This window comes from Paenibacillus tritici (genome assembly GCF_013204885.1).
In the GTDB taxonomy this organism is placed as follows: Bacteria; Bacillota; Bacilli; order Paenibacillales; family Paenibacillaceae; genus Paenibacillus_AQ; species Paenibacillus_AQ tritici.
This window is the reverse complement of the sequence record NZ_JABMKX010000028.1, coordinates 13,960-36,183: the sequence shown is the minus strand read 5'-3', so window position 1 is coordinate 36,183 and position 22,224 is coordinate 13,960. Positions and strand designations below refer to the sequence as shown.

Genomic DNA, 22,224 nt, shown 5'->3' with positions numbered 1-22,224 from the left:
CTCGCCACACGGCTGCTGGAAATAACAAGGAATAACGACACCCGTCTTGCTCACAGACGGCGGGGGATTAATATACCGATAAGACATGGCGTGCTGCTTCCCTGTTCTGGGGAAAGGCTCCATGTGTGGAACATAATTAGCGCCCGATAACCGTTACTTACGGATATCGGGCGCGTCTACGTTCTGGGGCTTGTATCAGATGAATTCAGCCGCTACCGGGCTGTGTACATAACGTTCCACGAATTCGCCTACTGTGCGGATGTATGTGCTTTTATCCGTATCATAGGCAAGACCATGCCCCGCTCCATGCACCACCAGCTTCTCCTTCGGGCTCTGGCAGGCCTCATACAGCTCATTCATCATAGCAAAAGGCACAAAGGTATCCGCATCTCCGTGGATGAACAGAATCGGCACCCGGGCCTTGCGTACCTGATTCAGCGCAGACGCTTCACCGAAGGAATAACCGGCCTTCATCCGGGTCACCAGACTGGCACTCGGCACAAACGGGAAGCTTGGCAGATGATACATCCGCCGCAATTGGTAGGACAACTGTGCCTCAACCGAGGTATAACCACAATCGGCGACAACGGCCTTGACCTGCGGAGGAAGCTCCTCACCGGCAGTCATCAGCACCGTGGCTCCACCCATAGATACGCCATGCAGCACAATCTGCGCGGCCGGACCGGTCTCCTGCAGGACAAATTCAATCCACTTCAGATAATCACGGCGCTCCGGCCACCCGAAGCCGATGTAATCCCCTTCACTATCCCCATGTCCCCTGGCATCAGGCAGCAGTACGTTGTATCCCAGATTGTCATAATAGTTTTTGGCGGAGGCCCCCATGTCCTTGGCTTTACCGGAATATCCATGGGCTATAATTACAGTCCGGCCTGCTGCCCGCTCAGATCCGAGGTAATATCCCCGCAGCTTCAGGCCATCCTCCGAAACCAGCTCCACCGTGCGGAAGCTCTGCCGTGACACCCACTCCGCCCCTTCACCCCACGAAGCACCGGCTACCGGCGGATCGACCTTCAGATCGGGAGTCTTCGCCAGGAATTCCTTGGGCGCGCGCTTAATGGCTACTCCATAAAAATAATAACCGGCATATCCCACGCCTCCGGCAGCCACAATCAGCACCGCGAGCAGGTAAAGCATCCACATAAACGTTCCCCCTTCAGTAAGCAAACACTCCATTTCAGGAATGTGATCTCTTGCTTATGATTAATTTGAGCCTAGTATAGCACGGGATGAAGTTAACTAAAAATACAGCCCGCAGCCCCCGTAAGCCTTCCCTCTCCGCATACTCAGCAAATCCCCCTTACTCTATAAGGCTCCTCAAGGCTCTTCAAGACTCTTCACGACTCTTCAAAGCTCTTCCGACAAGCAAGTGGACAAACGTACTTTAATTCATCCATTTCTGACGGTTACAGGCAAGCAAGTGGAAAAACAGCATCTGCTGTTGTTAGTTTGGCCCATTTTTACTGACTTGAGATGATTTAAGTGCTGTTTATCCATCTGCTGTCCCGCCGGGATTAATTTATTCATCAGCAGTTGGACAAAATCCACCTATTAGCTGCTGGCCGCTCCCTATAGCAGGCTGGCTTTTCTCTGTATCCTATTGGATTCGGTTTTTCACATACATTTGCCTACTCACCTTCTCGCCAGCATGTTGTGTTCGGTTTTTCTGTGAAAATACGTCTGGCACTGCGATAAACGCACGGCCTAGGCAGCGCTACCAGTCCAATTGTGTTCGGTTTTTCGATTACATTCGGCTTACTTGGCGCTCACAGTCCAATTGTATTCGGTTTTTCGATTACATTCGGCCTACGCGGCGCTCACAGTCCAATTGTGTTCGGTTTTCCGATTACATTCGGCCTACGCGGCGTATCCAATCCAATTGTGTTCGGTTTTCCGTTAAAATTTGTTAAATAGATGAACAGACGACGTTCTGTTTTTAGGCGCGCTGCACATTTTCATGCTGGAGTTGTGCCTTGAAACATGTTTGTTTTCGCACACAGACGAAAATTAAAATCTCCTAAACAACAGCAAAGAGCTGCTTCCAGGAGAACGTCCTCTCCGAAAGCAGCTCTTGTCAAAATACTGGGTCATTGCTTTGTATTAATCTCAGTTCGGGTCACTCACTTGCGTTTGCCGTTTCTGGCAGTTCTTCTAAGAATCAAGCCCAGACCAGCAAGAGCTAAACCGGCAAAATAATATGGCGCAGGGCTGGATTCACCCGTCTTCGGCAGAACTCCATCCGCAGGCACACCGCCTAGAGGAACTTCCTCATCAACAATGATTACATCCGTCGGTACCGCTGAAGGAGTTGGCTCCGGTGTCGCGGCTACTGGAGCAACCGCTACAGCCGGTGTCGGCGCTGGTGTTGGTGCCAGCGTTGCTGCTGGAGTTGCTACAGGTCCTAGCGGCAGCGGATCTTCATCAATAGCCACCTCATCAATAGCCACATCATTGCTTACGATGAATCCGATAATCGGAGTCGGCGTTGGCACTGGAGGGAAACTAAATGGCGGCGATGTAGGTACTGGTGTCGATGCCGGTGTTGGATCTGGTGTCGGCGTTGGCGTCGATGTTGGATCTGGTGTCGGCGTTGGTGTCGATGTTGGATCTGGTGTCGGCGTTGGCGTCGACGTTGGATCTGGTGTCGGCGTTGGCGTCGACGTTGGATCTGGTGTCGGCGTTGGCGTCGATGTTGGATCTGGTGTCGGCGTTGGCGTCGACGTTGGATCTGGTGTCGGCGTTGGCGTCGATGTTGGATCTGGTGTCGGCGTTGGCGTCGATGTTGGATCTGGTGTCGGCGTTGGCGTCGATGTTGGATCTGGTGTCGGCGTTGGCGTCGATGTTGGATCTGGTGTCGGCGTTGGCGTCGACGTTGGGTCTGGTGTCGGCGTTGGCGTCGATGTTGGATCTGGTGTCGGCGTTGGCTCTGTCGTTGGCGTCGGTGTTGGCTCTACCGTCGGTGTTGGTGTCGGTACTGCCGTCGGCGTTGGCTCTACCGTTGGCGTTGGTGTTGGTACTGCCGTTGGCGTCGGTGTTGGCTCTGCCGTTGGTGTTGGCTCTACCGTCGGCGTTGGTGTCGGTGCTGCCGTCGGTGTTGGTGTCGGCTCTGGTGTCGGTGCTGCCGTTGGTGTTGGTGTCGGCTCTGCCGTCGGCGTCGGTGTCGGTGCTGCCGTTGGCGTTGGTGTCGGCTCTGCCGTCGGCGTCGGTGTTGGTGTCGGCGCTGCCGTCGACGTCGGTGTTGGCTCTGCCGTCGGTGTTGGCGTTGGTGCTGCCGTCGGCGTTGGTGTTGGCTCTACCGTCGGCGTTGGTGTCGGCTCTGGTGTTGGTACTGCCGTCGGCGTCGGTGTCGGTGCTGCAGTTGGTGTCGGTGTTGGCTCTACCGTCGGTGTTGGTGTCGGCGTTAGTGTTGGCTCTGCCGTTGGCGTTGGTGTTGGTACTGCCGTCGGTGTTGGTGTCGGTACTGCCGTTGGCGTCGGTGTCGGCTCGGCAGTCGGCGTTGGTGTTGGCTCTACCGTCGGCGTTGGCGTCGGCTCTGGTGTTGGTACTGCCGTCGGCGTCGGTGTTGGTACTGCCGTTGGTGTTGGTGTTGACACTGCCGTCGGTGTCGGTGTTGGCTCTACCGTCGGTGTCGGTGTCGGCTCTACCGTTGGTGTTGGCGTTGGTGTCGGCTCTGCCGTCGGCGTCGGTGTCGGTACTGCCGTCGGCGTTGGTGTTGGCTCTTCCGTCGGCGTTGGCGTCGGCGTCGGTGTTGGTACTGCCGTCGGCGTCGGTGTCGGCGCTTCCGTTGGTGTCGGTGTTGGCTCTACCGTCGGTGTTGGTGTCGGCTCGGCAGTTGGCGTTGGTGTTGGTACTGCCGTCGGTGTTGGTGTCGGTACTGCCGTTGGCGTTGGTGTTGGTACTGCCGTCGGTGTTGGTGTCGGTACTGCCGTTGGCGTAGGTGTTGGTACTGCCGTCGGTGTTGGCGTCGGCTTCACCGTCGGTGTTGGCGTTGGCTTCACCGTCGGTGTTGGCGTCGGCTTCACTGTTGGTGTTGGCGTTGGCTTCACTGTCGGTGTTGGTGTTGGGGTGCACTTAGGTGTCGGTGACGGTTTTACCGTCGGCGTAGGCTTCACTGTTGGTGTCGGTGTTACCGTCGGCGTAGGCTTCACTGTTGGTGTCGGTGTTACCGTCGGCGTAGGTTTCACTGTTGGTGTCGGTTTTACCGTCGGCGTAGGCTTCACTGTCGGTGTCGGTGTTACCGTCGGCGTAGGTTTCACTGTTGGTGTCGGTGTTACCGTCGGTGTCGGCTTCACTGTCGGTGTTGGTGTTACCGTCGGTGTTGGGCTAGGCGTTGGCGTTACTGTCGGCGTTGGACTAGGCGGTGGTCCCTCTCCCTGGTACATTCCAAGGTGCATCTCTACTCCGCCGCTAAAAGATTGTGCAATTAGAGTCCCGTACAGCTCCGCTCCGGAATAATGGACATCCGCGTTAGGCGCGAGTATCGTCCCGAAAAAGGATGTATACGCGATATTCACCTTAGTCGCTTCGTAGAAATTGAACAATACCTGGCTTGCTCTGCCGTTATTCATTGCAAAGCTTGGTACATTGACTGTAGATCCGCTTATATTAATAATCAATGTGGCATTCCCGGCAATGTTAAATTGAATATGATTTGTAGTTGCCAGCGTAGCAGCATCCAGATGAACCACATTGAAGCGGTCCGGTGCAATGATGGTAAGTCCTCCGTAATGGTTATTACCAACCTCATTGGTACTGGACAATGCCCCGTATTCTGCGGAACGCGAGATCAGATACTGCCTCTCTGCTGCAAAATCAATCGGGCTGCCCTGCTTCTTCGTGCCCTTGATGTTAACGCTAGGCTCATTGGCTGAAATGCTGTCCCCATAGACCACGTTCCCGTAGATTTCTCCACTGCCCGAATGTATAAATTTCCTGCCGGCGACGAGAACATCCGTAGGTGTTGAATTCCTGTATGCCCTGGCCACTCCGTACCCACCGGAGAGAGTAATATCCCCCGCTGCTGCTAGGCGGCCTTCAATCTGATCATTACCTTGTGCGAAATCTCCGAATAGAAAAGCATTAAAATTGCCTGCAACTCCCAAAACCGCTGTAGGGTTATAAGGCACACCCGAAGCTGCCCTTACCTCTGTCCCCCAAGAAAAGGCGCTAGATAAGGTCATGATACCCGCCAGAAAGACAGCGGCTGTTCTCCGCACTCTAGTTCTCAATAGTCCACACCTCCTATTTAACTATTAACTATTCTATGAATCTGCCGCATAACTATAACAAAAAAAGACCGCCAAGAAGGGTTAGCTTCACGGCGGCCGGACGACCTTAGCCTCAACTTAAGGGGCGGTAGATTCCTGACTTTGCGTCCCGCTCTTTCGATACGGTTTGCGTTTGTACATGATTTCGATATGAAATTGAGAGTTGCTTATGTATTATCGTTGTTGAGTCTATGACATTTGTTACTTTTGTACTAATTTCAGTTTATCCGGTCTCCAGTCCTATTGTCAATCCTTTTCCAATATATTTTTTAGCTACTCCCTCGAAAATAATTCTCTACAACCCCTTGTCCCCCAAGGGTTAAGGCCTCACTACCCTTTTCTGAGCCTGCCGAAAAAATCCAAGAAATCAAACCCTAACCGCTGCACTTTCAGCTTATCCTCTATAATTATATTAATTTTTATTATTAAAATTTGATACATATGTCCTATTTATCATTCTATTTGTATATTTAATTACAGTCTATTCCTTTCGGTATGTAATATTACCTATTTATGGATTACTATAAACCAAAAAAACAGGTGTCACCCAATTATGGACAACACTCGTTTAAGCAACCCCCAGCAGCTGAACCCAGCCAATGATCGACACCCAGAGCGGAACACTTAGAATGAACCCGAATACCAAACCGCGGCGGAGACTTCCTTCATGACTCATGGCCATTCTCCTTTGAACTGATTTTTTTTAATCTTTATTATTTCAATTTTAATATAAAATAATTCTGTATATTTTATTGTGAATTATATCACATAATTAGCCTGAGTTTATAAATTTCGTTGATTATTCTTTGCACTTTGAGTTACAATGCGAATATATGTTCTTGCCAAGGGGTTGAGAGGGATGCAGAGAGCAGAGAGCCAGGACAACCTGCTGGTCAAATCCTATATTTTGCTGCCGCTTATTATATCCGCCTTTGAACGTGATGCTTCCGTGATGTCATCGGAGCTGCGCACGCCCGCGCCTTATCTGTTGGTGATTCAGAGTGCCGTCCATGCTGCAACTGCCGATCTGCGGGAGGTCCGTGCCGGGATGCGGGCCCGTGGTCTGAGGGTCTATGAACAGCAGCGGCTGGAGATTGGGGTGGAAGCCAAATTCGTCTGCAGGGGTTATCATGAGCGGATGCTGCTGCTGGATGATGTGATTGCCGCCCAAGCCACCCTGCATATGCGCAGCTACCTGGGGATGGAGAAGAGGATTGCAATTTGGTAACCAAAGAAGTCCTGCCGCAAGCGGCAGGACTTTTGAATCGAGCGAACCCCGGATGCCAATTACATTAACACCGTCCAGTAACCTAACGTACCACAAATAACCGCAAAAGCTACAGGATACAGAATCCTACGACTTACCTGATCCTTAAACACAATAAACAAACAAAGCATACAAAGCCATGCAATAAGAAGGCTACCCATCTATTATGCATACGCTCCTTCCCGGCATTTCTGCTCCGGCTTCAGCGGCTTACCGCCACAGAGCCCGCTATCCTTATATATAGGAAGATTTCCCGCCGAATATCCCAATTATACCAGCTAACCACGGATTTTGATGAAAATTATTATTCCCTGTGACACGGGGCGGAGTCAATCCTCCTCTTCAAGAACAGGATACTCCCAGAACCCTAAGCGTCCTTTGGCAGGTATAGGATGTACCAGCGGAACAACCTCCTCCAGCTTCCAGGCGAACCTGCCTTCTGTATAATTGCCGAATATATATTCATTTCCGCCCGGCCAGCCCTGCTGTACCTGCTGAAGCGTAACCTCACAGCAATCCGCAAGACGGCTGGTCGCCACAATTCTTCCAACCGGCAGGTTGTCGGCAGTGAACCCGTGACGGGCGAGCAAGGACTGATAAGGCTCTGTCCTGCAAATGGCCTTATTCACCTGCATCCCGGCATGAATGGCCAATGTCCCCCGGTAGGACGTCCGCCAGGAGCGGGTTTCAATTTGCTTTTCACCCAGCGCAATCAGGGTTGCCCACGGCTGTCGAATGGTCAGACATTTCATAATATAGCTTGCCTCCTCTGATGCATTACTATAGCCTCCCAAGGAAAGAATAAGGGTTATGAAGGAGGACTGATGAAGGATGGGTAACGGGTTCAATCGTGGTTACGGCGTATTAAAATGCAAACTATCCAATGAAGAAACTATATATAAGCTAGGTGACAAAAACAATCATATTGAGGTACTGGCTGAAGATGACTTCATCCAAAAGTATAGATTAGCGATCAACATCCAATCCAGCGAGAAAGCAAAGCATTTACCGGAAGACACAGCCAATCAGGTGCTTTATTATGTAGGGGAAGATTTCAAGTCAGATGAAACGGCGCGTTGGCTCACACTTGAATCCGGCTTCACGGAGATAACCAGGGACAACCGGAATCTTGCCCTTGATTATATCCGGGGGAACCTGGTGATCCCTAACAAGATGGTAGCTCTGCCTAATACGAACCCGAATGAAACCGAAGACAGCGACCCCCACAACAATCTGTATGACAAAATCACCTCTTATCTCAAGGAGGCACAGGAACAGGATGCAACCCTGTACGTATTCGGCGAGCCTTGGGGGCCGGAAGAGGAGAAGCCCGATAAGTATTTCGGCTTCACTCCCGGACGCGGAGTTCATAATATTCATATGAATCAAGGCAACGCCGGCGGGTACGCTAGAGAAAATGGCGCATGGCAAGACGGCGGCGTCCTCATTCATTTTGAGAATGAACGCAGATGGGTCGCTATCTTCTTGGCCTTCCAGTCTCAGTCCTGGTGTACTAACGACCAGGGCGATGCGACCAAGCCAGTCAGTGAATGTAATCATACGAATGTTTTGTCATGAGCCAGCACCATCGCGTTAACCGCTGATACGATATCCTTGGCATCCAGCTGTTCATCCAGCTTCAAATGAATTGGTAAGGTAGAGACTGGTGAATGGTTAGCAGAGATGATGAGCTCAACCACATGAGATGAAAGCACCGTCGCTTGCAGGATTTGCAGCCAAGGGATAAGATCCGGTAACGCTTTATCCTCCGAAGGACCGGTCTCCATGCCATCCACCCCAATAGGGGAATGCCCAGCGAAATACTCAATCCTGAGCACAGCATCAGAAGGGGGACTGTTCCTCTTCAAGGTCCCAGCCGCTTCGAGCTGATGACGGGAGGTTTGTTTACGACCGTTAATTATATTCCACCAAACGATACACAGAGAGGGGATGAAGAAGCAGAGCACCGCCAACCAACCACTGGAGGTCTTGATATAGACGGTAAAAAAGAGGGCTGCGGATAGAATCGCAAGCAACCAGATGTAGAGCTCCTGCCGCCATTTGGACTGGCGCTTCCCGGATGCCGGAGGAACGGACTGTGCTGGCTGAATATCCGCAGCTTGCTCCGGTTGAGCTGCCGCACGTTCTCTCCATGGCAAATGCTCCCCATTCAGCATATAGAAGTTATCGGCTGCTCCCTGCCAGACCTTCTCCTGCGAGGGATGCGGCGACTGCCAGAGGGTAACGTACTCTTGAATGTCTCTCAGATACAGGGCGGGATCGCCCGTGAACGAGAAATATTGCGAAAGCTCCAGATGAATAACGGCAGATGAATAACGCTGTACATGGGTCGATAAGGTCTCCAGCCACTCCTGTACAGGAGTGGCAAGCGAGGGGAAACGGGCCAGCGTGCCGGGTACACTCAGGCGTAACTGCTCCGCAGCATCCGCCCATGGAATCTGCCATTGGAAGGCCTCGGAGAACTGCTTCCACTCCGGCAAATCCTCCACATCCGGTTGGTCCATATGGGGTTGAATCTTGCTCCAAGCTTGCATAAGCTGCCTGCTATAGCGCTGGAACTGGTCTTGGCTGACCAGACAAAACCATACTGGAGCGAGAAAATTATTCGTCTCGAAAGCTGTATTCTCATAATCAATCCAATCTGTATCGGCACTGGTAACACTCAGGAATGTCCGGTTTCCCATATAAGACTCTCGCCTCCTAGCATCCAACCATATGCTTAACACTATACTATATTGGAATGTTTGTTATAAAGTTTGAAGAATATTAGACTTTGTTGCCTGTATAGAAAAAAAAGGCGCAGTTCCAAAAAACCGGAACCTGCGCCACTATCGGCTTTAAAAGAATGCTGGTGAAGGGAATTGAACCCCCGGCCTACGCATTACGAGTGCGTTGCTCTACCCCTGAGCTACACCAGCTTACAGACATTTGCATCTGCCAAACAAAAAATATTATAACTCTTCCAGCGGAAAACGCAAGCCCTTTTCCGCTGAAAGCTGTTGCATTATATTAACCCTTCATCAGCCCCAGCCCGCGGAAATAATCCAGCGCGAGCTTAGCGCTTGCAAGTGAAGATACCTCGTAGGCCTCCTGCTCTACAATATAGTAGAGAATTCCGCTCTGCTCCGCGATCTCGAAGACGCTCTGGAAATCAACCTGGCCTTTGCCGAGATCTGTCTCCTCATGGTCTGCTCCGAAGTCCTTAATATGGACCAGCTGAACACGTCCGGCGTACCGTGAGACATAATCAACAGGCCGGGCTCCGCCTCTGTATACCCACCCCAGATCAAACTCTGCCAGCATATGCTCCGCAGGAATCTGCTCCAGCCAGATATCAATGACTGCCTTGCCGTCTACCTCTGCGAATTCATAATCATGGTTGTGATAGCCGTATTGCATTCCTGCTGCCCGGACCATCTCGGAGGCCTTCTCCAGGAATGGAATGACCCTCGTTACATCCTCCATAGTAGGGTTCGGAGGAAGCGGTGCCGACGGGGTGATTATATATTGCAGTCCAAGCTCAACCGCATATTCAATCTCTTTGGCTAAGGCCTGTTCCATCTTATCCAGACTGCTGAAGTCCAGGCCTACATGCGCCGAAGGGGCGGCCAGGCCAAGTTCATCCAGCTTACGGCGCAGTTCCGCTGCAGATACACCGAAATAACCGGCGAATTCCACGGCCTGGTACCCCATCTCTGCAACCTTGGCCAGTGTGCCGAGGAAATCGTGCTCCGTCTGGTCGCGCAGTGTATACATTTGAATTCCGATCTGCTGTGCTGCTTCTGTCATGAAGAATCCGCTCCTTATCGGTGATTCTGATTAGATACTATATGGGTTACTCTCCTTGCAGCTTGCGTTCCACCGCTTCCAGCTTGCTGCGGCTCGTGGAAGGCTTGTCACGGCGGTCATCCATCTTAAGGGATGTGGAGACTCTCTGTGCTCCTGAGGTAAAGGGCGATTCATGCAGCGCTTCTACCGCAGCCAGAATCCGCCCGACCGGCCCTTCAATAATCGTCCCCATGGAAGTAAGCTCATAGGTAATTCCCTCCACCGTCTGCAGCACACGCTGCATGTCGGCCACATAGCTGCTGAGACTGGTGCTGCCTGTGCCGATTGGAATAACGGTCACTTCGCCAATTGCCATTGTGACATCCCTCCTGAATATGTGGTATGCCTAACCTGATCATCGCATGCTGGCCTTCCCTCCTATTGTACCCCTTCACCGGCCCGCCCACAAATCGCCAATCCCCCTTTCTTCTATTCTATCTTTCCAGACGAATTGCGAGGATTAGACGCACTCTATTTATGGATTCTTTGTGGCGTATTTTCGGAGATTTTATGAATCATTTCGGCCGAATTAATAGGAAAGTTGTGGATTACCTGTGGACTAACTGTGGATCAGCTGTGAGTAAAAGCGCGGAACCCGCTCCCCGTGCGGGATTACAAAAAAACATTTACAAACACAATATATTGAGTTACGTTTATTAAACAGTAACAAAATATAGTAGAAACAGGTGTTTCACTCTCTCAATGGAGAGGAGACTTAATAGGGAAACGCGGTGCAAAACCGCTGCGGTCCCGCCACTGTAACCGGCTGCTCCAAGGTGCCCTGCGCTCCTGGAGCTACACCCTCCGGCCAACTGCCACTAAGGAGCGGAATATGCTCCCCGGGAAGGCGCCTGAGGCTATGCCGGAAGCCAGGAGACCTGCCTGTTTCGGTGGCACCGCTACGACTCCTGCGAGGAACAGGCGAGGTGTCCGTATGCGGCCAAGCACGGGCAGAGTTAGCCTCCCGTTATCCGGGCCAGAGGCTGCCGATACCTGAGGACGATACGTTTATCGTCTTCAGGTATCGGCTCTGCGTTACGCATTCGGGCATTTCCCGCCTTTCCGGCCGGAGATGCTTTTTTTACTGACGTCCTGACAGACTACAGATAGAGATTGACGCTTACAATACGAGAGGAGAGAGCTATATAATGACGCTGCTGGAGAAACGTTATAACGAAGGACAAGCTGCACAGGAGGTTCTTTTGGAAGAGGTCATTCATCTGGGACGGGATATTATCGACAGCCGGGATCTGGATCTGCTGCGCGAGAACGCCAATTTGAACGGGGAGAGCTTCTCCGGCAAAATGAGCAAATTCGGCAGTGAATATTCCAAGTGGTATGCCCGCAACTTCACCATGCCGCCGCAGCTCGTGCAGGCTTCTCTTGATAATGTCGTTTATGTACACGACCTGGATCAATATGCCATCGGAACCACGAACTGCATCTTCATTCCGTTCGAACGGCTTCTGCGCGAAGGCTTCAATACCGGCAACGGCAGCGTGCGTCCTCCCAACTCGATTATGACGGCGATGTCGCTGGTGGCGATTATTTTCCAGTCCCAGCAGAATGCCCAGTACGGCGGCGTATCTGCCAACAAGCTGGACTATGACCTGGCCCCTTATGTCACCAAGTCCTTCGCGAAGCTGTTCCGCAAGGGCGTGGAATATTTCGAGGAAAAGGCAGTAGTAGCGGAGCTTGGCGAGATCACAATGAGCCGCACCGATCTGGCAGAGCAGTATCCGCGCGCCTTCCGTTTCGCCCTGAAGGAGACGGAGAGCGAGACACTCCAGGCAGCAGAGAGTATGGTACATAACCTGAATACAATGTCCAGCCGCTCCGGCGGCCAGATTCCATTCACCAGCATCAACTACGGGACCTGCACCTCACCGGAGGGCCAGCTTGTGATCAGCTCCCTGCTGACGGCCACGATGAACGGACTTGGCAGCGGGGAGACGCCGGTGTTCCCGATTCAGATTTTCAAATGTAAGCAAGGCGTCAACCAGCAGCCGGGCGATCCCAACTATGAGCTGTTCCTGAAGGCCGCAGAGTGCTCTGCACGCAGATTGTATCCGAACTTCGCCAATCTGGACGCTCCGCTGAACATGCAATACTATGATCCGGCGGACCCGGATACCGAATTTGCTACAATGGGCTGCCGGACCCGCGTTCTCGGCGACCGCTTCGGACGCAACCATTGCTCCGGCAAAGGTAATCTGTCCTTCAATACGATCAACCTTGTGCGCCTGGGTCTTACTTACGGAACCGTGACCGGCCGGCGCCTGGCCGCTGATGAAGAAGGATTTATCGGAGACCTGAATCACTATATGGATGTGGCGCTGGAAGGCCTGCTGCACCGTTTCCGTATTCAGGCTGCGCAGAAGGCCAAAGCCTCCGATTTCATGATGCGCGAAGGCGTCTGGGAAGGCGGCGAGCAGCTTGCCCCCGATGACAGTGTCGGTGAACTGCTGAAGCATGGCAGCCTGTCGCTGGGCTTCATCGGGATGGCGGAATGCATGAAGGCCATGTACGGCAAGCATCATGGCGAAGATATGGAGATCCATGCCAAGGCTGTAGCCATCGTCCGCCACATGCGTGAATATTGCGACCGCAAGAGCGAGGAGCTTAATCTGAACATTACCTTGTTCGCCACCCCGGCCGAAGGGCTCTCCGGCAAGTTCACCAAGATTGACCGCAAGGTTCTTGGCTCGATCCCGGGTGTAACCAACCGTGAATACTATACGAACTCTTTTCATATCCCGGTCTATCATGAACTGAGCGCAGCCAAGAAGATTAGCCTGGAAGCCCCTTTCCATGAATATTGCAACGCCGGAGCGATCTCTTATGTAGAGCTGAACGGTAATGCCCGGAGCAACCCTGCAGCCTTCGTCAAAATCATCAAATACGCGCTGGAGCAGGACATCAGCTACTTCAGCATCAACCACCCGATCGACCGCTGCTCCGGCTGCGGCTATGAAGGTGTAATCGGTACGAATTGCCCTACCTGCAATGCGCATGAGGATACTACACATATCCGCCGTCTGCGCCGGGTAACCGGATATTTGACCGGCGACTATCAGACCCGCTTCAACGCTGCCAAGCAAGCCGAAGTCCGGGACCGCGTTAAGCATCTATGAACATCTGCGGATATTACCCGGAGTCGATCAATGAGGGGGAAGGCCTGCGGGCCGTCCTCTTCTTCAGCGGGTGCCGCCACCGCTGCCCAGGCTGCTTCAATCCGAAGACCTGGAACTTTAACTACGGAGAGGTCTTCACCCCGGAGCGGCAGCAGGAGATTATAGAAGAGATCGCGGGCAATCCGCTGCTGGACGGGTTGACGCTCGCGGGCGGGGACCCTTTTTTCTCGGCAGAGGAAGCGGCAGCGTTCATTCACGAGCTGCGGGCCAAGCTGCCGGGCTTCCCGGTCTGGATCTACACCGGCTATACGTACGAGGAGCTTACCGCTTCCCCCGGTTCAGCGGAATGGAAGCTGCTGGCCTTATGCCAGGTGGTGATCGACGGCCGGTTTGTCGAAGAACTCAAAGACCTCACCCTCTCCTACCGGGGAAGCAGCAACCAGCGGATTATTGATATTCCGGCGAGCCTGGCGGGCGATATGGTTGTACTGTGGGAGCCGGAGCTGTGCTTTCAAGGGGTATAACATTCACATACAAAAAGGCACTACACTCCCGCATTCGGGTAGTGTAGTGCCTTTTGATTGTACCGGGCAGATGGAGGCAGCAGCCTAACGTTATTCTACGGCTGTTGATTGCCCTGCCTTACGTGCCACCTTATGCTCGGTCTCTTCCGCCAGCTCCTCCAGCACGCTGTTCAGGCGCAGCTTAAGTTCTTCCGCCAGCTCGACCACTCCCTGGTCGTTACGGACAGCCTGGGAGTCTACCGCATAGACTCCGCCAAGAATATAGCGGGCGCCCAGCACGGATAGTACCGGCTTCAGCGCATAGTCAATGGCGAGCAGATGCGCGAGGCTTCCGCCCATGAAGAGCGGCAGAACGATTTTGCCGGCCAGCCCTTTTTGCGGAACCAGATCCAGGAAGGTCTTCAGCACTCCGGTATAGGACGCTTTGTACACCGGACTGACTACGATTACCGCATCGGCTTCGGCTACGAGACCGTTCGCCTTGACGATGGCTTCGCTCTCAAATTTGGTGTGGATCAGATCCTCCGCCGGAAGCTCCGCTACATTAATACGCTCCACTTCAAACCCGCGCTCCCGCAGACCATTCTCTGCATATTCAATCACGGCATTGATCCGGGACACCAGGGATGGCGTTCCGTTGATTACTACTATTTTGGCCATTTCCGCACCTCTTCCGTCCGCTATTATAGGATATGCCGGGCTGCTGCACCGGACACTGATACTTCAAATTAGTAATAATCCTAGCAGAGTACAAGGAATTTTGTCAAACCTCAATTATACTTGCAACCCGGCGCTGCTCTGGTTATAATAAACGGCAAACCTATATCCCGACCAGGCCAATGAACGGCATCCAACCGCGAGGCGTCTGCGACCGGAGCAGCTCCCTGTTCCCTAAGTTTACCGGGTTTCGCCCGTTACCGCGAAGACCAAAGAGGGCCTTATTCCGTGCATTAGAGTTGCTTAACGTGAATGAGGTCAACCTGGGTGGCACCGCGAGCTGACGCTCCTCGTCCCATGGATGAGGGCGTTTTTTGCATTTTTTTAACCCCAAGAAGGAGCGGATGCGGCATGCTGGACATGAATTGGATCAGGGAGAATGAGGACATTGTACGGAAGACGGCAGAGTGGAAAAGGCTGGAGTTCCCGCTTGCGGAGCTGCTGGCATGGGATGACCGGCGGCGGCTGGCCCGCCGGGAGACCGAACAGCGCCGGGCGGAGCGGAACGCGCTGACCAAAGAGGTCGAGCGGCGGCTGCGCCAGGGCGACGCCGAAGGCGGAGAACAGGCCAAGGCGCAGGTGCGGACGCTTAATGGCGAGTTGACGAAGCTTGAGGCCGAGCTGCTGGAGGCGGAGCGCCGCTGCGGGGAGCTGCTGCTGCTCGCGCCGAATCCTGTATCGGCCGATACGCCGATCGGGCCGGATGATAGCGCGAACGTGGAGCTGCGGCGGTACGGCACGCCGCCGGTATTCGGCTTCCGCGCGCGGGACCATGTCGAGCTCGGAGAGCTGCACGACATCCTCGACCTTCCGCGCGGCGTCAAGGCCGGCGGCCCCCGCAGCTATGTGCTGAAGGGAGCCGGTCTGCTGCTGCACCTCGCTGTGCAGCGGCTGGCCCTGGATGTGCTGATGCAGCGCGGCTTCACCGTCATGGATGTGCCGGTGATCGTCCGGCCGGAGGCCTTGGAGCGGACCGGATTCTTCCCCGGCGGCATGGATCAGACCTACGAGCTGACGGGAGAGAAGCGCTGGCTGGCCGGCACCTCGGAGGTGTCGCTGGTCTCGCTCTACAGCGATGAGACGCTGGAGCTTGAGCAGCCGCTGCGGCTGGCCGGGATGTCGGCTTGCTTCCGCCGCGAGGTAGGCTCGGCCGGCCGCGATGTGCGCGGGCTGTACCGGGTACACCAGTTCTCGAAGATTGAACAGGTGGTAATGTGCCGCAACGACCCCGCTGAGTCGGAGCAGATGCTCCAGGAGATTCTCGGCAATGCAGAGCATATTCTGCAGCTGCTGGAGCTGCCTTACCGGGTAGTCGCTGTCTGTAGCGGCGACATGGCGATGAAGACCCATAAGCAGTATGACATCGAGACCTGGATGCCCAGCAGAGAAGCTTATGGGGAGACGCATTCGGCTTCCAACCTGCTCGACTTCCAGGCCCGCCGCTCAGGCATCCGTTACCGCGATGAAGACGGGCGGCTGCAATATTGCCATACCCTTAACAACACTGCGGTGGCCACTCCCCGCATTCTGATTCCGCTGCTGGAGAACCACCAGCAGGAGGACGGAACGCTCTATATCCCGCAGGCGCTGCGGCCTTATATGGGCGGGGCTGAGTGGATCGAACACAAGTAATCTCACCTTAACACCACCGGCTACTCATCCGCCCACTTTTGGGGCACCAGGCGAATTAAGGGGCATTAGTGCCCCTTTTGTTCACTTCGGGCTTCATCCAGCCCACACACCTTCCCGCCTCCACAACACCCAATGTGTTCGGTTTTTCACCTACATTTTCGTTCACGTGCCTCCACACCACCCAATGTGTTCGGTTTTTCGCCTACACTTCACTCACGTGCCTCCACACCACCCAATGCTCATTTTCATGCGGGAGTTGTGCCTTCAAAAACATGTTTGCGCATACAATTCAGGCTCGTCAATCCGGTGATTCAAAGACTGCCGCTTAACCTCAACTCTATGCGCAAACAACAAATAAGCGGCCCAGCCCCCAATTAGGAGGGGAAGCGCCGTTTATTAGCATATAAATAACATGTAGTTTACATGTTTTTCAGAAAACATAATAAATTTCGTGTAAAACATATTAAACATTTATATATTTCATTACTTTTCACTATTTTTTTATGCGCACTTAACAAATTTTTCCGAAAAATTGCGCTAGATTCATATTATCTCTATTATAATAGAGTACGAATGATATTTTATGGGGAGGTATACTCACATGAAACTTTCTTCACAATGCAGGAAGCCGCTCAGTCTATTCTTGGCGGCAGCATTGCTATTATCCGGGATATTCCCGGGATTATCAGCAGGCTCAGGCCTGGCCTCGGCAGAGCCGGTTATAGCAGCAGACACCGCGATCACTCAGGCACCCCCGGTTACCGCGTCGCCTGCTTCGGGCACCAAGATCGGCACAGGATCTACTATTACTTTAAGTACCCCCGTAACGGCAAGCGTATACTACAGCGTCTACGCCAACAAGAGCACTAGCGCAGAAGTGACAGACCAATTATATAATACCCCCATTACTGTGAATTCCGGTTATACCTCTCTTACTATTACAGCCTACTCCTCATTACCCGGTTTGGAGAAAGGTCCAACATCCACTTTTGAATACAGTGTTGTCCCTGCACAGACAGGTCTGAAGATTAATCAGATTCAGGGTGCAGGACACACCTCACCTTACGTTGACACTATGGTCGTGAATGTCAAAGGTATTGTTACCTATATCAAGGATGCGGACAGCTTCTATATACAATCCGCAGCTGCTGATATGGATACGGATATCAAGACCTCCGAAGCTATCCAAATCTATCACAAAGGAAGAAGCCGCGCCGTTAAACCAGGCGATGCGGTCACGATAGACGGTGTAGTGAAGGAATTCGGCCGCTCCGGGCAATTGTCCACCACTCAGATTACTGCCAGCCAAACCACGGTTGTCAGCAGCGGTAATCCGCTTCCGGCTCCCACCCTGCTCGGCACCGGGGGACGCCTCATTCCAACGGCTGTGATTGACGATGATGGTATGAATCCGGCCAAGTTCGAGCCGGCCTCCGATGCCATCGACTTCTATGAGAGTCTGGAAGGCATGCGGCTGGAGATTGCTAAGCCGACAACCGTTGGCCCTGCAGTCTACTATGCTTCCAGCAGTACCTTTGAGATTCCGGTAGTAACCGTCAATGGTACAGGCAACGCGACTGAAGTGAGTTCCGCTGCCGGCGGACTGGTACTGACGGGTGCTGACTTTAACCCGCAGCGCCTGATTCTCTCGGTGAAGACTGCTCCGGTACTCACTACAGGCCAGCAGTTCACCGGCAATATCACCGGTATTCTGACCTATGATTTCGGCAAATTCCTTGTTTCTACAGAAACAGGCGGCCTGCCGGATGTCTCCCCAAGCAAGCTGAAGAGGGAAGTCACCTCCCTTTCTTCCGGAGAACCGGACAAGCTGAACATTGCTTCTTTTAACATTGAGAACTTCTCCCAGCATAATGATTCTGCCAAAATCGCCAACGTAGCCAAGGACATTGTGGTCAATCTCAAGACACCGGACATTATTGGCCTGACGGAAGTACAGGATAATGATGGAACCGGCAAAGGCGGAACGGATGCCAGCGAGAACTACAACGTGCTGATTGCTGCCATTAGGGCTATTGACGGCGGTGCATCTGACTATGCTTACACGGACATCGCACCGCAGAACAATCAGGACGGCGGCGTTCCAGACGGCAATATCCGCTCGGGCTTCCTGTACAACAAGAACCGTGTCTCACTGAAGCCAGGCACACCCGGTACAGCCACGGATTCTGTAAGCTATAGTCCCGGTTCCGGCCTCAGCCTGAACCCTGGGCGCATTGATCCGGGAAATGAAGCCTTCAAGGAGTCGCGCAAGCCGCTGGCTGCCGAATTCATCTTCGAGGGTAAAGAGATTATCGTCATTGCCAATCACTTCAATTCCAAGAGCAGCGACAACTATCTGTTCGGTTCCGTTCAGCCTCCGGCCTTCACCACTGAAGTGCAGCGGGCCAAGATCGCCCAGGTAGTTGGCAGCTTCGCTAAGGATGTGCTCCAGAAGAATCCGGATGCTAATCTGGTCGTACTCGGCGATCTGAATGACTTCCAGTTCTCAGACACGCTGAATATCCTTAAGGGCAGTGCGCTTACGAATCTCGTAAATACCCTGCCGCTGAATGAACGTTACTCCTATGTATTCCAGGGCAACTCCCAGACGCTGGATCACATCCTCGTTAACCACAAGCTGGCCACTGCCAGCAAGCTCGATATCGTGCATATTAACGCCGATTTCGCAGATCCGGGAGATTATCCGAAGGATACAGTATTTGATCCAGAAGGTATCCGCATAAGTGACCATGATCCGCTGCTCGCTCAAATTGACTTCGGTACTACAGATTTCAATCTGCGGGTCCTGCATACCAATGATACACACAGCCATCTGGAGAATGTAACCAAGCGGACCTCGGCTATCAGCAGCGAGCGGACAGGCAATACGGTGCTGCTGGATGCTGGTGACGTCTTCTCCGGCACCCTGTATTTCAACCAGTTCAAGGGTCAGGCAGACATCAAGTTCATGAATAACATCGGTTATGACGCCATGACCTTCGGCAACCATGAGTTCGACATGAATAAGGAGAATCCGGAGATTCTGCGGAATTTCGTTACGGCTGCCAAATTCCCGTTCGCCAGCTCCAATATCGACTTCACTACGAAGAATAGCGAGCTTGCCGATCTCTATCATGAGATGACCGGTATCCTTGAGACAGATGAGTCCAAGAGTACAGCCAAGGACGGCAATATTTATCCTTCGGTCATTAAGGACGTATATGGCGAGAAGATCGGGATTTTCGGCTTAACTACTGAAGATACCGTCGGTCTCGCGTCACCGGGCGACAAAATTATTTTCAAAGATCATGTAGAAAGCGCGAAGCGGACAGTTGAGGCACTGGAAGCCCAGGGCATTAACAAGATTATCGCCGTCACCCATCTGGGCTACACTGTGGATCAGGAGCTGGCCAAGGCCGTTCCGGGTATCGACATTATTGTCGGCGGACATTCCCATACGAAGGTGGACAACCCGCCAACCCCAATTGTAAATGCGGGTACAGACAAGAAGGTCCTGATTGTGCAGACTGGTGAATACAGCCAGTTTCTGGGTGAGCTTGACGTTACCTTCGACAAGAATGGTGAGATTAAGACATACCAGGGAAAATTGCTGGATGTGAACCTGTTCGGTGAAGATGCCGCAGCCAAAAAAATCCTGGCCCCGATTGATGCCGAACTGGCAACGGTCCGGAATACGGTTGTAGGCTACTCTAATGTGGATCTCTACACTCACCTTAACTCGCAGCGTGTGGTCCGTAAGCAGGAAACACCGATCGGTAATATGATTGCCGACAGTATCGCGGAGAAAGTCACGGAGCTGATGCCAGGCTTTGTCTCCGCCTCTGACCTTGCTTCTATCAAGGGCGTTGTTGCCATCCAGAACGGCGGCGGTATCCGCGAAGCCATCAATGTAGGCGACATCACCATGGGTGAAGTGCTGACCACACTGCCGTTCGGCAACGGACTTGCAGCACTTAAAGTCACAGGTGCGGAGATTATCTCTTCCCTGGAGAACTCGGTCAGCGGCCTTGCCTCCGACCAGGGCCGGTTCGCCCATGTCTCCGGGATGAAATATACCTATGACTCTACCAAAAAGCCGGAGGTTATTGATTCATTAACCGGTAAGGTCACTCAGACCGGGGAACGGATTATCTCCGTAGAGATCAAACAGCCTGACGGTTCCTACCTACCAATTGATCCTAAGGCCTATTACCTCCTGTCCACGAACTCCTTCATGGCAGGCGGCGGGGACTTCTACCGCGCACTGGCCTCGGCCAAGGCAGACGGGCGTTATTATGAGCTGGGGCTGCCCGATTTTGAAGTCCTGCTGGCCTATCTGAAAAAGCATAAGCCGGTGACTTCCAGCATCGAGGGCCGGATTACCGATCTGAAGGGTGCAACGCCAACGCCAACGCCGACTCCAACGCCGGCACCAAGCGCTGATCCGGGTGGAAATCCGGGAACAACGCTGCCATCGGGAACCGCAGCACCGACGGCGGTCCCGACAGCTACCGCACCAGCGGGTCCGCTGGTAACGACGATTACTGCAGCCGATCTGACTGCACGGCTCGCCGCAATGCCTGCTGGCACCAGTGAGCTGATTATTCCGCTTACAGCTTCAGCAGGCGGTGCCCAGGTTGTGCTGCCAGGCAGCGTACTGGTTCAGCAGACTGCAGCCAACCGGAACACAGTAATTACGTTCACCTCTACCGGCGGAGCATCATACTCGCTCCCGCTGAGCCTGATTAACGGAACTGCGCTGGCTGCACAGCTAGGCACCAGCGACTTCACCGTTACCGTATCGCTGCTTCAAGCAGATACCGCTACACTGGATGGTCTGAAGAAGGCTATTGCAGCACTGAACGGTACTGTCACAATAGCCGCACCTGTCATTGAGTTCAGCATCACCGCCCAGGCGGGCGGCAAGAGTGTACCGCTGAACCACTTCGGCAGCACCTATGTGAAGCGCACGCTAACTGCAACCGGGGCGCTGAATTCCCAAAGTGCAACGGGTATATCCTATGACCCGGCCACCGGCAAGCTATCCTTCGTACCTTCTGTCTTCGGGGTCCCGGCAGACGGAAATACGGTAGTAACGCTTAAGCGCAACAGCAACAGCTATTACACGGTGGTACAATCCGCTAAGAGCTTCAGTGACACCACGGGACACTGGGCACAATCTTCCATTAACCTGCTGGCCTCCAAGCTGATTATTACCGGCACCAGCAACACCGCGTTCTCGCCTGCGCAGTCGATTACCCGGGCAGAATTCGCAGCGCTGATGACCCGCTCGCTTGGGCTTGCCCCGGCAAGCAGCGGAACCACCTTCAGTGATGTGAAGGCAGGCGCATGGTATGCTGATGCTGTTCAGACGGCAGCCGCAGCAGGCCTAATAACCGGATATACAGACGGCAGCTTCAAGCCAGGCAGCCCGATCACCCGCCAGGAGATGGCGGCGGTACTGTCCAAAGCCATGAAGTTCACCGGCCAGACCCTGACGGCCGATCCGGCCGTACTGGCTAAATTCCGCGATGCCTCAAGCATCCCGGCCTGGTCCAGGGCAGCGGTAGCAGAAATAGCCTCCGCAGGCATCATTCAGGGAACCCCTGACGGTGCGTTTGCTCCGGCGAAGCTGGCTACCCGTGCGGAAGCAGCTACGATGCTGGAGAAGACCCTGAAGTCTCTTCAATTCATTAACTAACATTTCATTAACAAACATTGCAGCGTTATAGAATGAGCAAGTTTCATCTTCAATGAAAAGGCGGTTCCCACGGCGCGTAATGCGCTGCGGGAACCGCCTTTTTTTGCGAATATTA

At 53.3% G+C, this 22,224-nt stretch carries 13 protein-coding genes, 1 tRNA gene and 2 riboswitches; of the genes, 6 read left to right on the top strand and 8 right to left on the bottom strand.

Features of this window, described 5'->3' with window-relative positions; genetic code table 11:
• Positions 1 to 195 precede the first annotated feature (195 nt).
• Positions 196 to 1,155, bottom strand: a complete 960-nt coding sequence (locus tag HQN87_RS30420) for an alpha/beta hydrolase (RefSeq protein WP_173140855.1) — start codon at positions 1,153 to 1,155, stop codon at positions 196 to 198.
• A 983-nt stretch (positions 1,156 to 2,138) separates the two neighbouring features.
• A complete protein-coding gene (locus tag HQN87_RS32180; RefSeq protein ID WP_216857513.1) occupies positions 2,139 to 5,246 on the bottom strand; it encodes a choice-of-anchor A family protein in 3,108 nt (1,035 codons plus the stop codon).
• A gap of 88 nt (positions 5,247 to 5,334) precedes the next feature.
• Positions 5,335 to 5,427, bottom strand: a riboswitch (cyclic di-GMP riboswitch).
• Positions 5,428 to 6,144: 717 nt separating this feature from the next.
• Here HQN87_RS32180 and HQN87_RS30395 point away from each other — a divergent pair.
• The gene (locus HQN87_RS30395) at positions 6,145 to 6,513 is read left to right on the top strand and encodes a YhjD family protein (RefSeq protein WP_173140813.1); all 369 of its coding nucleotides are present in this window, start codon (positions 6,145 to 6,147) and stop codon (positions 6,511 to 6,513) included.
• 368 nt (positions 6,514 to 6,881) lie between these two features.
• Here HQN87_RS30395 and HQN87_RS30390 read toward each other — a convergent pair whose 3' ends face one another.
• Positions 6,882 to 7,304: an ASCH domain-containing protein gene (locus HQN87_RS30390; protein ID WP_173140811.1), complete on the bottom strand. Its 423-nt coding sequence runs from the start codon at positions 7,302 to 7,304 to the stop codon at positions 6,882 to 6,884.
• Positions 7,305 to 7,383: 79 nt separating this feature from the next.
• On the opposite strand from HQN87_RS30390, the gene HQN87_RS30385 reads away from it, so the two are divergent.
• Entirely contained in the window at positions 7,384 to 8,130 is a 747-nt protein-coding gene (locus tag HQN87_RS30385) for a YukJ family protein (protein ID WP_173140809.1), read from the top strand.
• Here HQN87_RS30385 and HQN87_RS30380 read toward each other — a convergent pair.
• From HQN87_RS30380 to HQN87_RS30365, 4 genes are all read right to left on the bottom strand, one after another.
• The gene (locus HQN87_RS30380; RefSeq protein WP_173140807.1) at positions 8,109 to 9,257 is read right to left on the bottom strand and encodes a hypothetical protein; all 1,149 of its coding nucleotides are present in this window, start codon (positions 9,255 to 9,257) and stop codon (positions 8,109 to 8,111) included. The genes HQN87_RS30385 and HQN87_RS30380 overlap by 22 nt on opposite strands.
• A gap of 162 nt (positions 9,258 to 9,419) precedes the next feature.
• Positions 9,420 to 9,491: transfer RNA gene (locus HQN87_RS30375), tRNA-Thr, on the bottom strand.
• Positions 9,492 to 9,582: 91 nt separating this feature from the next.
• The gene (locus HQN87_RS30370) at positions 9,583 to 10,362 is read right to left on the bottom strand and encodes a sugar phosphate isomerase/epimerase family protein (RefSeq protein ID WP_173140805.1); all 780 of its coding nucleotides are present in this window, start codon (positions 10,360 to 10,362) and stop codon (positions 9,583 to 9,585) included.
• Between the two features lie 46 nt (positions 10,363 to 10,408).
• Positions 10,409 to 10,717, bottom strand: coding sequence for an MTH1187 family thiamine-binding protein (locus HQN87_RS30365; protein ID WP_173140803.1), 309 nt, complete (start codon positions 10,715 to 10,717; stop codon positions 10,409 to 10,411).
• Between the two features lie 351 nt (positions 10,718 to 11,068).
• Positions 11,069 to 11,301: riboswitch (cobalamin riboswitch) on the top strand.
• A gap of 248 nt (positions 11,302 to 11,549) precedes the next feature.
• Between HQN87_RS30365 and HQN87_RS30360 the strand changes: the two genes are divergently transcribed.
• Both HQN87_RS30360 and nrdG read left to right on the top strand, forming a co-directional pair.
• Positions 11,550 to 13,535 (top strand): anaerobic ribonucleoside triphosphate reductase, encoded by a 1,986-nt coding sequence (locus HQN87_RS30360; RefSeq protein WP_173140801.1) that lies wholly within the window; start codon positions 11,550 to 11,552, stop codon positions 13,533 to 13,535.
• On the top strand, positions 13,532 to 14,059 hold the full coding sequence (gene nrdG, locus HQN87_RS30355; RefSeq protein WP_173140799.1) for an anaerobic ribonucleoside-triphosphate reductase activating protein: 528 nt from the start codon (positions 13,532 to 13,534) through the stop codon (positions 14,057 to 14,059). Before HQN87_RS30360 ends, nrdG begins: the two co-directional genes overlap by 4 nt.
• Before the next feature lie 90 nt (positions 14,060 to 14,149).
• Here the strand turns inward: nrdG and ssuE are convergent, their stop codons facing one another.
• A complete protein-coding gene (gene ssuE / locus HQN87_RS30350; RefSeq protein WP_173140797.1) occupies positions 14,150 to 14,719 on the bottom strand; it encodes an NADPH-dependent FMN reductase in 570 nt (189 codons plus the stop codon).
• A gap of 408 nt (positions 14,720 to 15,127) precedes the next feature.
• Between ssuE and serS the strand changes: the two genes are divergently transcribed.
• The gene (gene serS / locus HQN87_RS30345) at positions 15,128 to 16,408 is read left to right on the top strand and encodes a serine--tRNA ligase (RefSeq protein ID WP_173140795.1); all 1,281 of its coding nucleotides are present in this window, start codon (positions 15,128 to 15,130) and stop codon (positions 16,406 to 16,408) included.
• A gap of 601 nt (positions 16,409 to 17,009) precedes the next feature.
• Positions 17,010 to 22,109: an S-layer homology domain-containing protein gene (locus tag HQN87_RS30340; RefSeq protein WP_173140792.1), complete on the top strand. Its 5,100-nt coding sequence runs from the start codon at positions 17,010 to 17,012 to the stop codon at positions 22,107 to 22,109.
• Positions 22,110 to 22,224: the final 115 nt, after the last annotated feature.

What these genes read in the sequence shown, in the direction of transcription:
- HQN87_RS30420 (WP_173140855.1), bottom strand. Translation starts at nt 1,155, where the DNA reads ATGCTTTACCTGCTCGCGGTGCTGATTGTGGCTGCCGGAGGCGTGGGA.
- HQN87_RS30395 (WP_173140813.1), top strand. Translation starts at nt 6,145, where the DNA reads ATGCAGAGAGCAGAGAGCCAGGACAACCTGCTGGTCAAATCCTATATT.
- HQN87_RS30390 (WP_173140811.1), bottom strand. Translation starts at nt 7,304, where the DNA reads ATGAAATGTCTGACCATTCGACAGCCGTGGGCAACCCTGATTGCGCTG.
- HQN87_RS30385 (WP_173140809.1), top strand. Translation starts at nt 7,384, where the DNA reads ATGGGTAACGGGTTCAATCGTGGTTACGGCGTATTAAAATGCAAACTA.
- HQN87_RS30380 (WP_173140807.1), bottom strand. Translation starts at nt 9,257, where the DNA reads ATGGGAAACCGGACATTCCTGAGTGTTACCAGTGCCGATACAGATTGG.
- HQN87_RS30370 (WP_173140805.1), bottom strand. Translation starts at nt 10,362, where the DNA reads ATGACAGAAGCAGCACAGCAGATCGGAATTCAAATGTATACACTGCGC.
- HQN87_RS30365 (WP_173140803.1), bottom strand. Translation starts at nt 10,717, where the DNA reads ATGGCAATTGGCGAAGTGACCGTTATTCCAATCGGCACAGGCAGCACC.
- HQN87_RS30360 (WP_173140801.1), top strand. Translation starts at nt 11,550, where the DNA reads ATGACGCTGCTGGAGAAACGTTATAACGAAGGACAAGCTGCACAGGAG.
- nrdG (WP_173140799.1), top strand. Translation starts at nt 13,532, where the DNA reads ATGAACATCTGCGGATATTACCCGGAGTCGATCAATGAGGGGGAAGGC.
- ssuE (WP_173140797.1), bottom strand. Translation starts at nt 14,719, where the DNA reads ATGGCCAAAATAGTAGTAATCAACGGAACGCCATCCCTGGTGTCCCGG.
- serS (WP_173140795.1), top strand. Translation starts at nt 15,128, where the DNA reads ATGCTGGACATGAATTGGATCAGGGAGAATGAGGACATTGTACGGAAG.
- HQN87_RS30340 (WP_173140792.1), top strand. Translation starts at nt 17,010, where the DNA reads ATGAAACTTTCTTCACAATGCAGGAAGCCGCTCAGTCTATTCTTGGCG.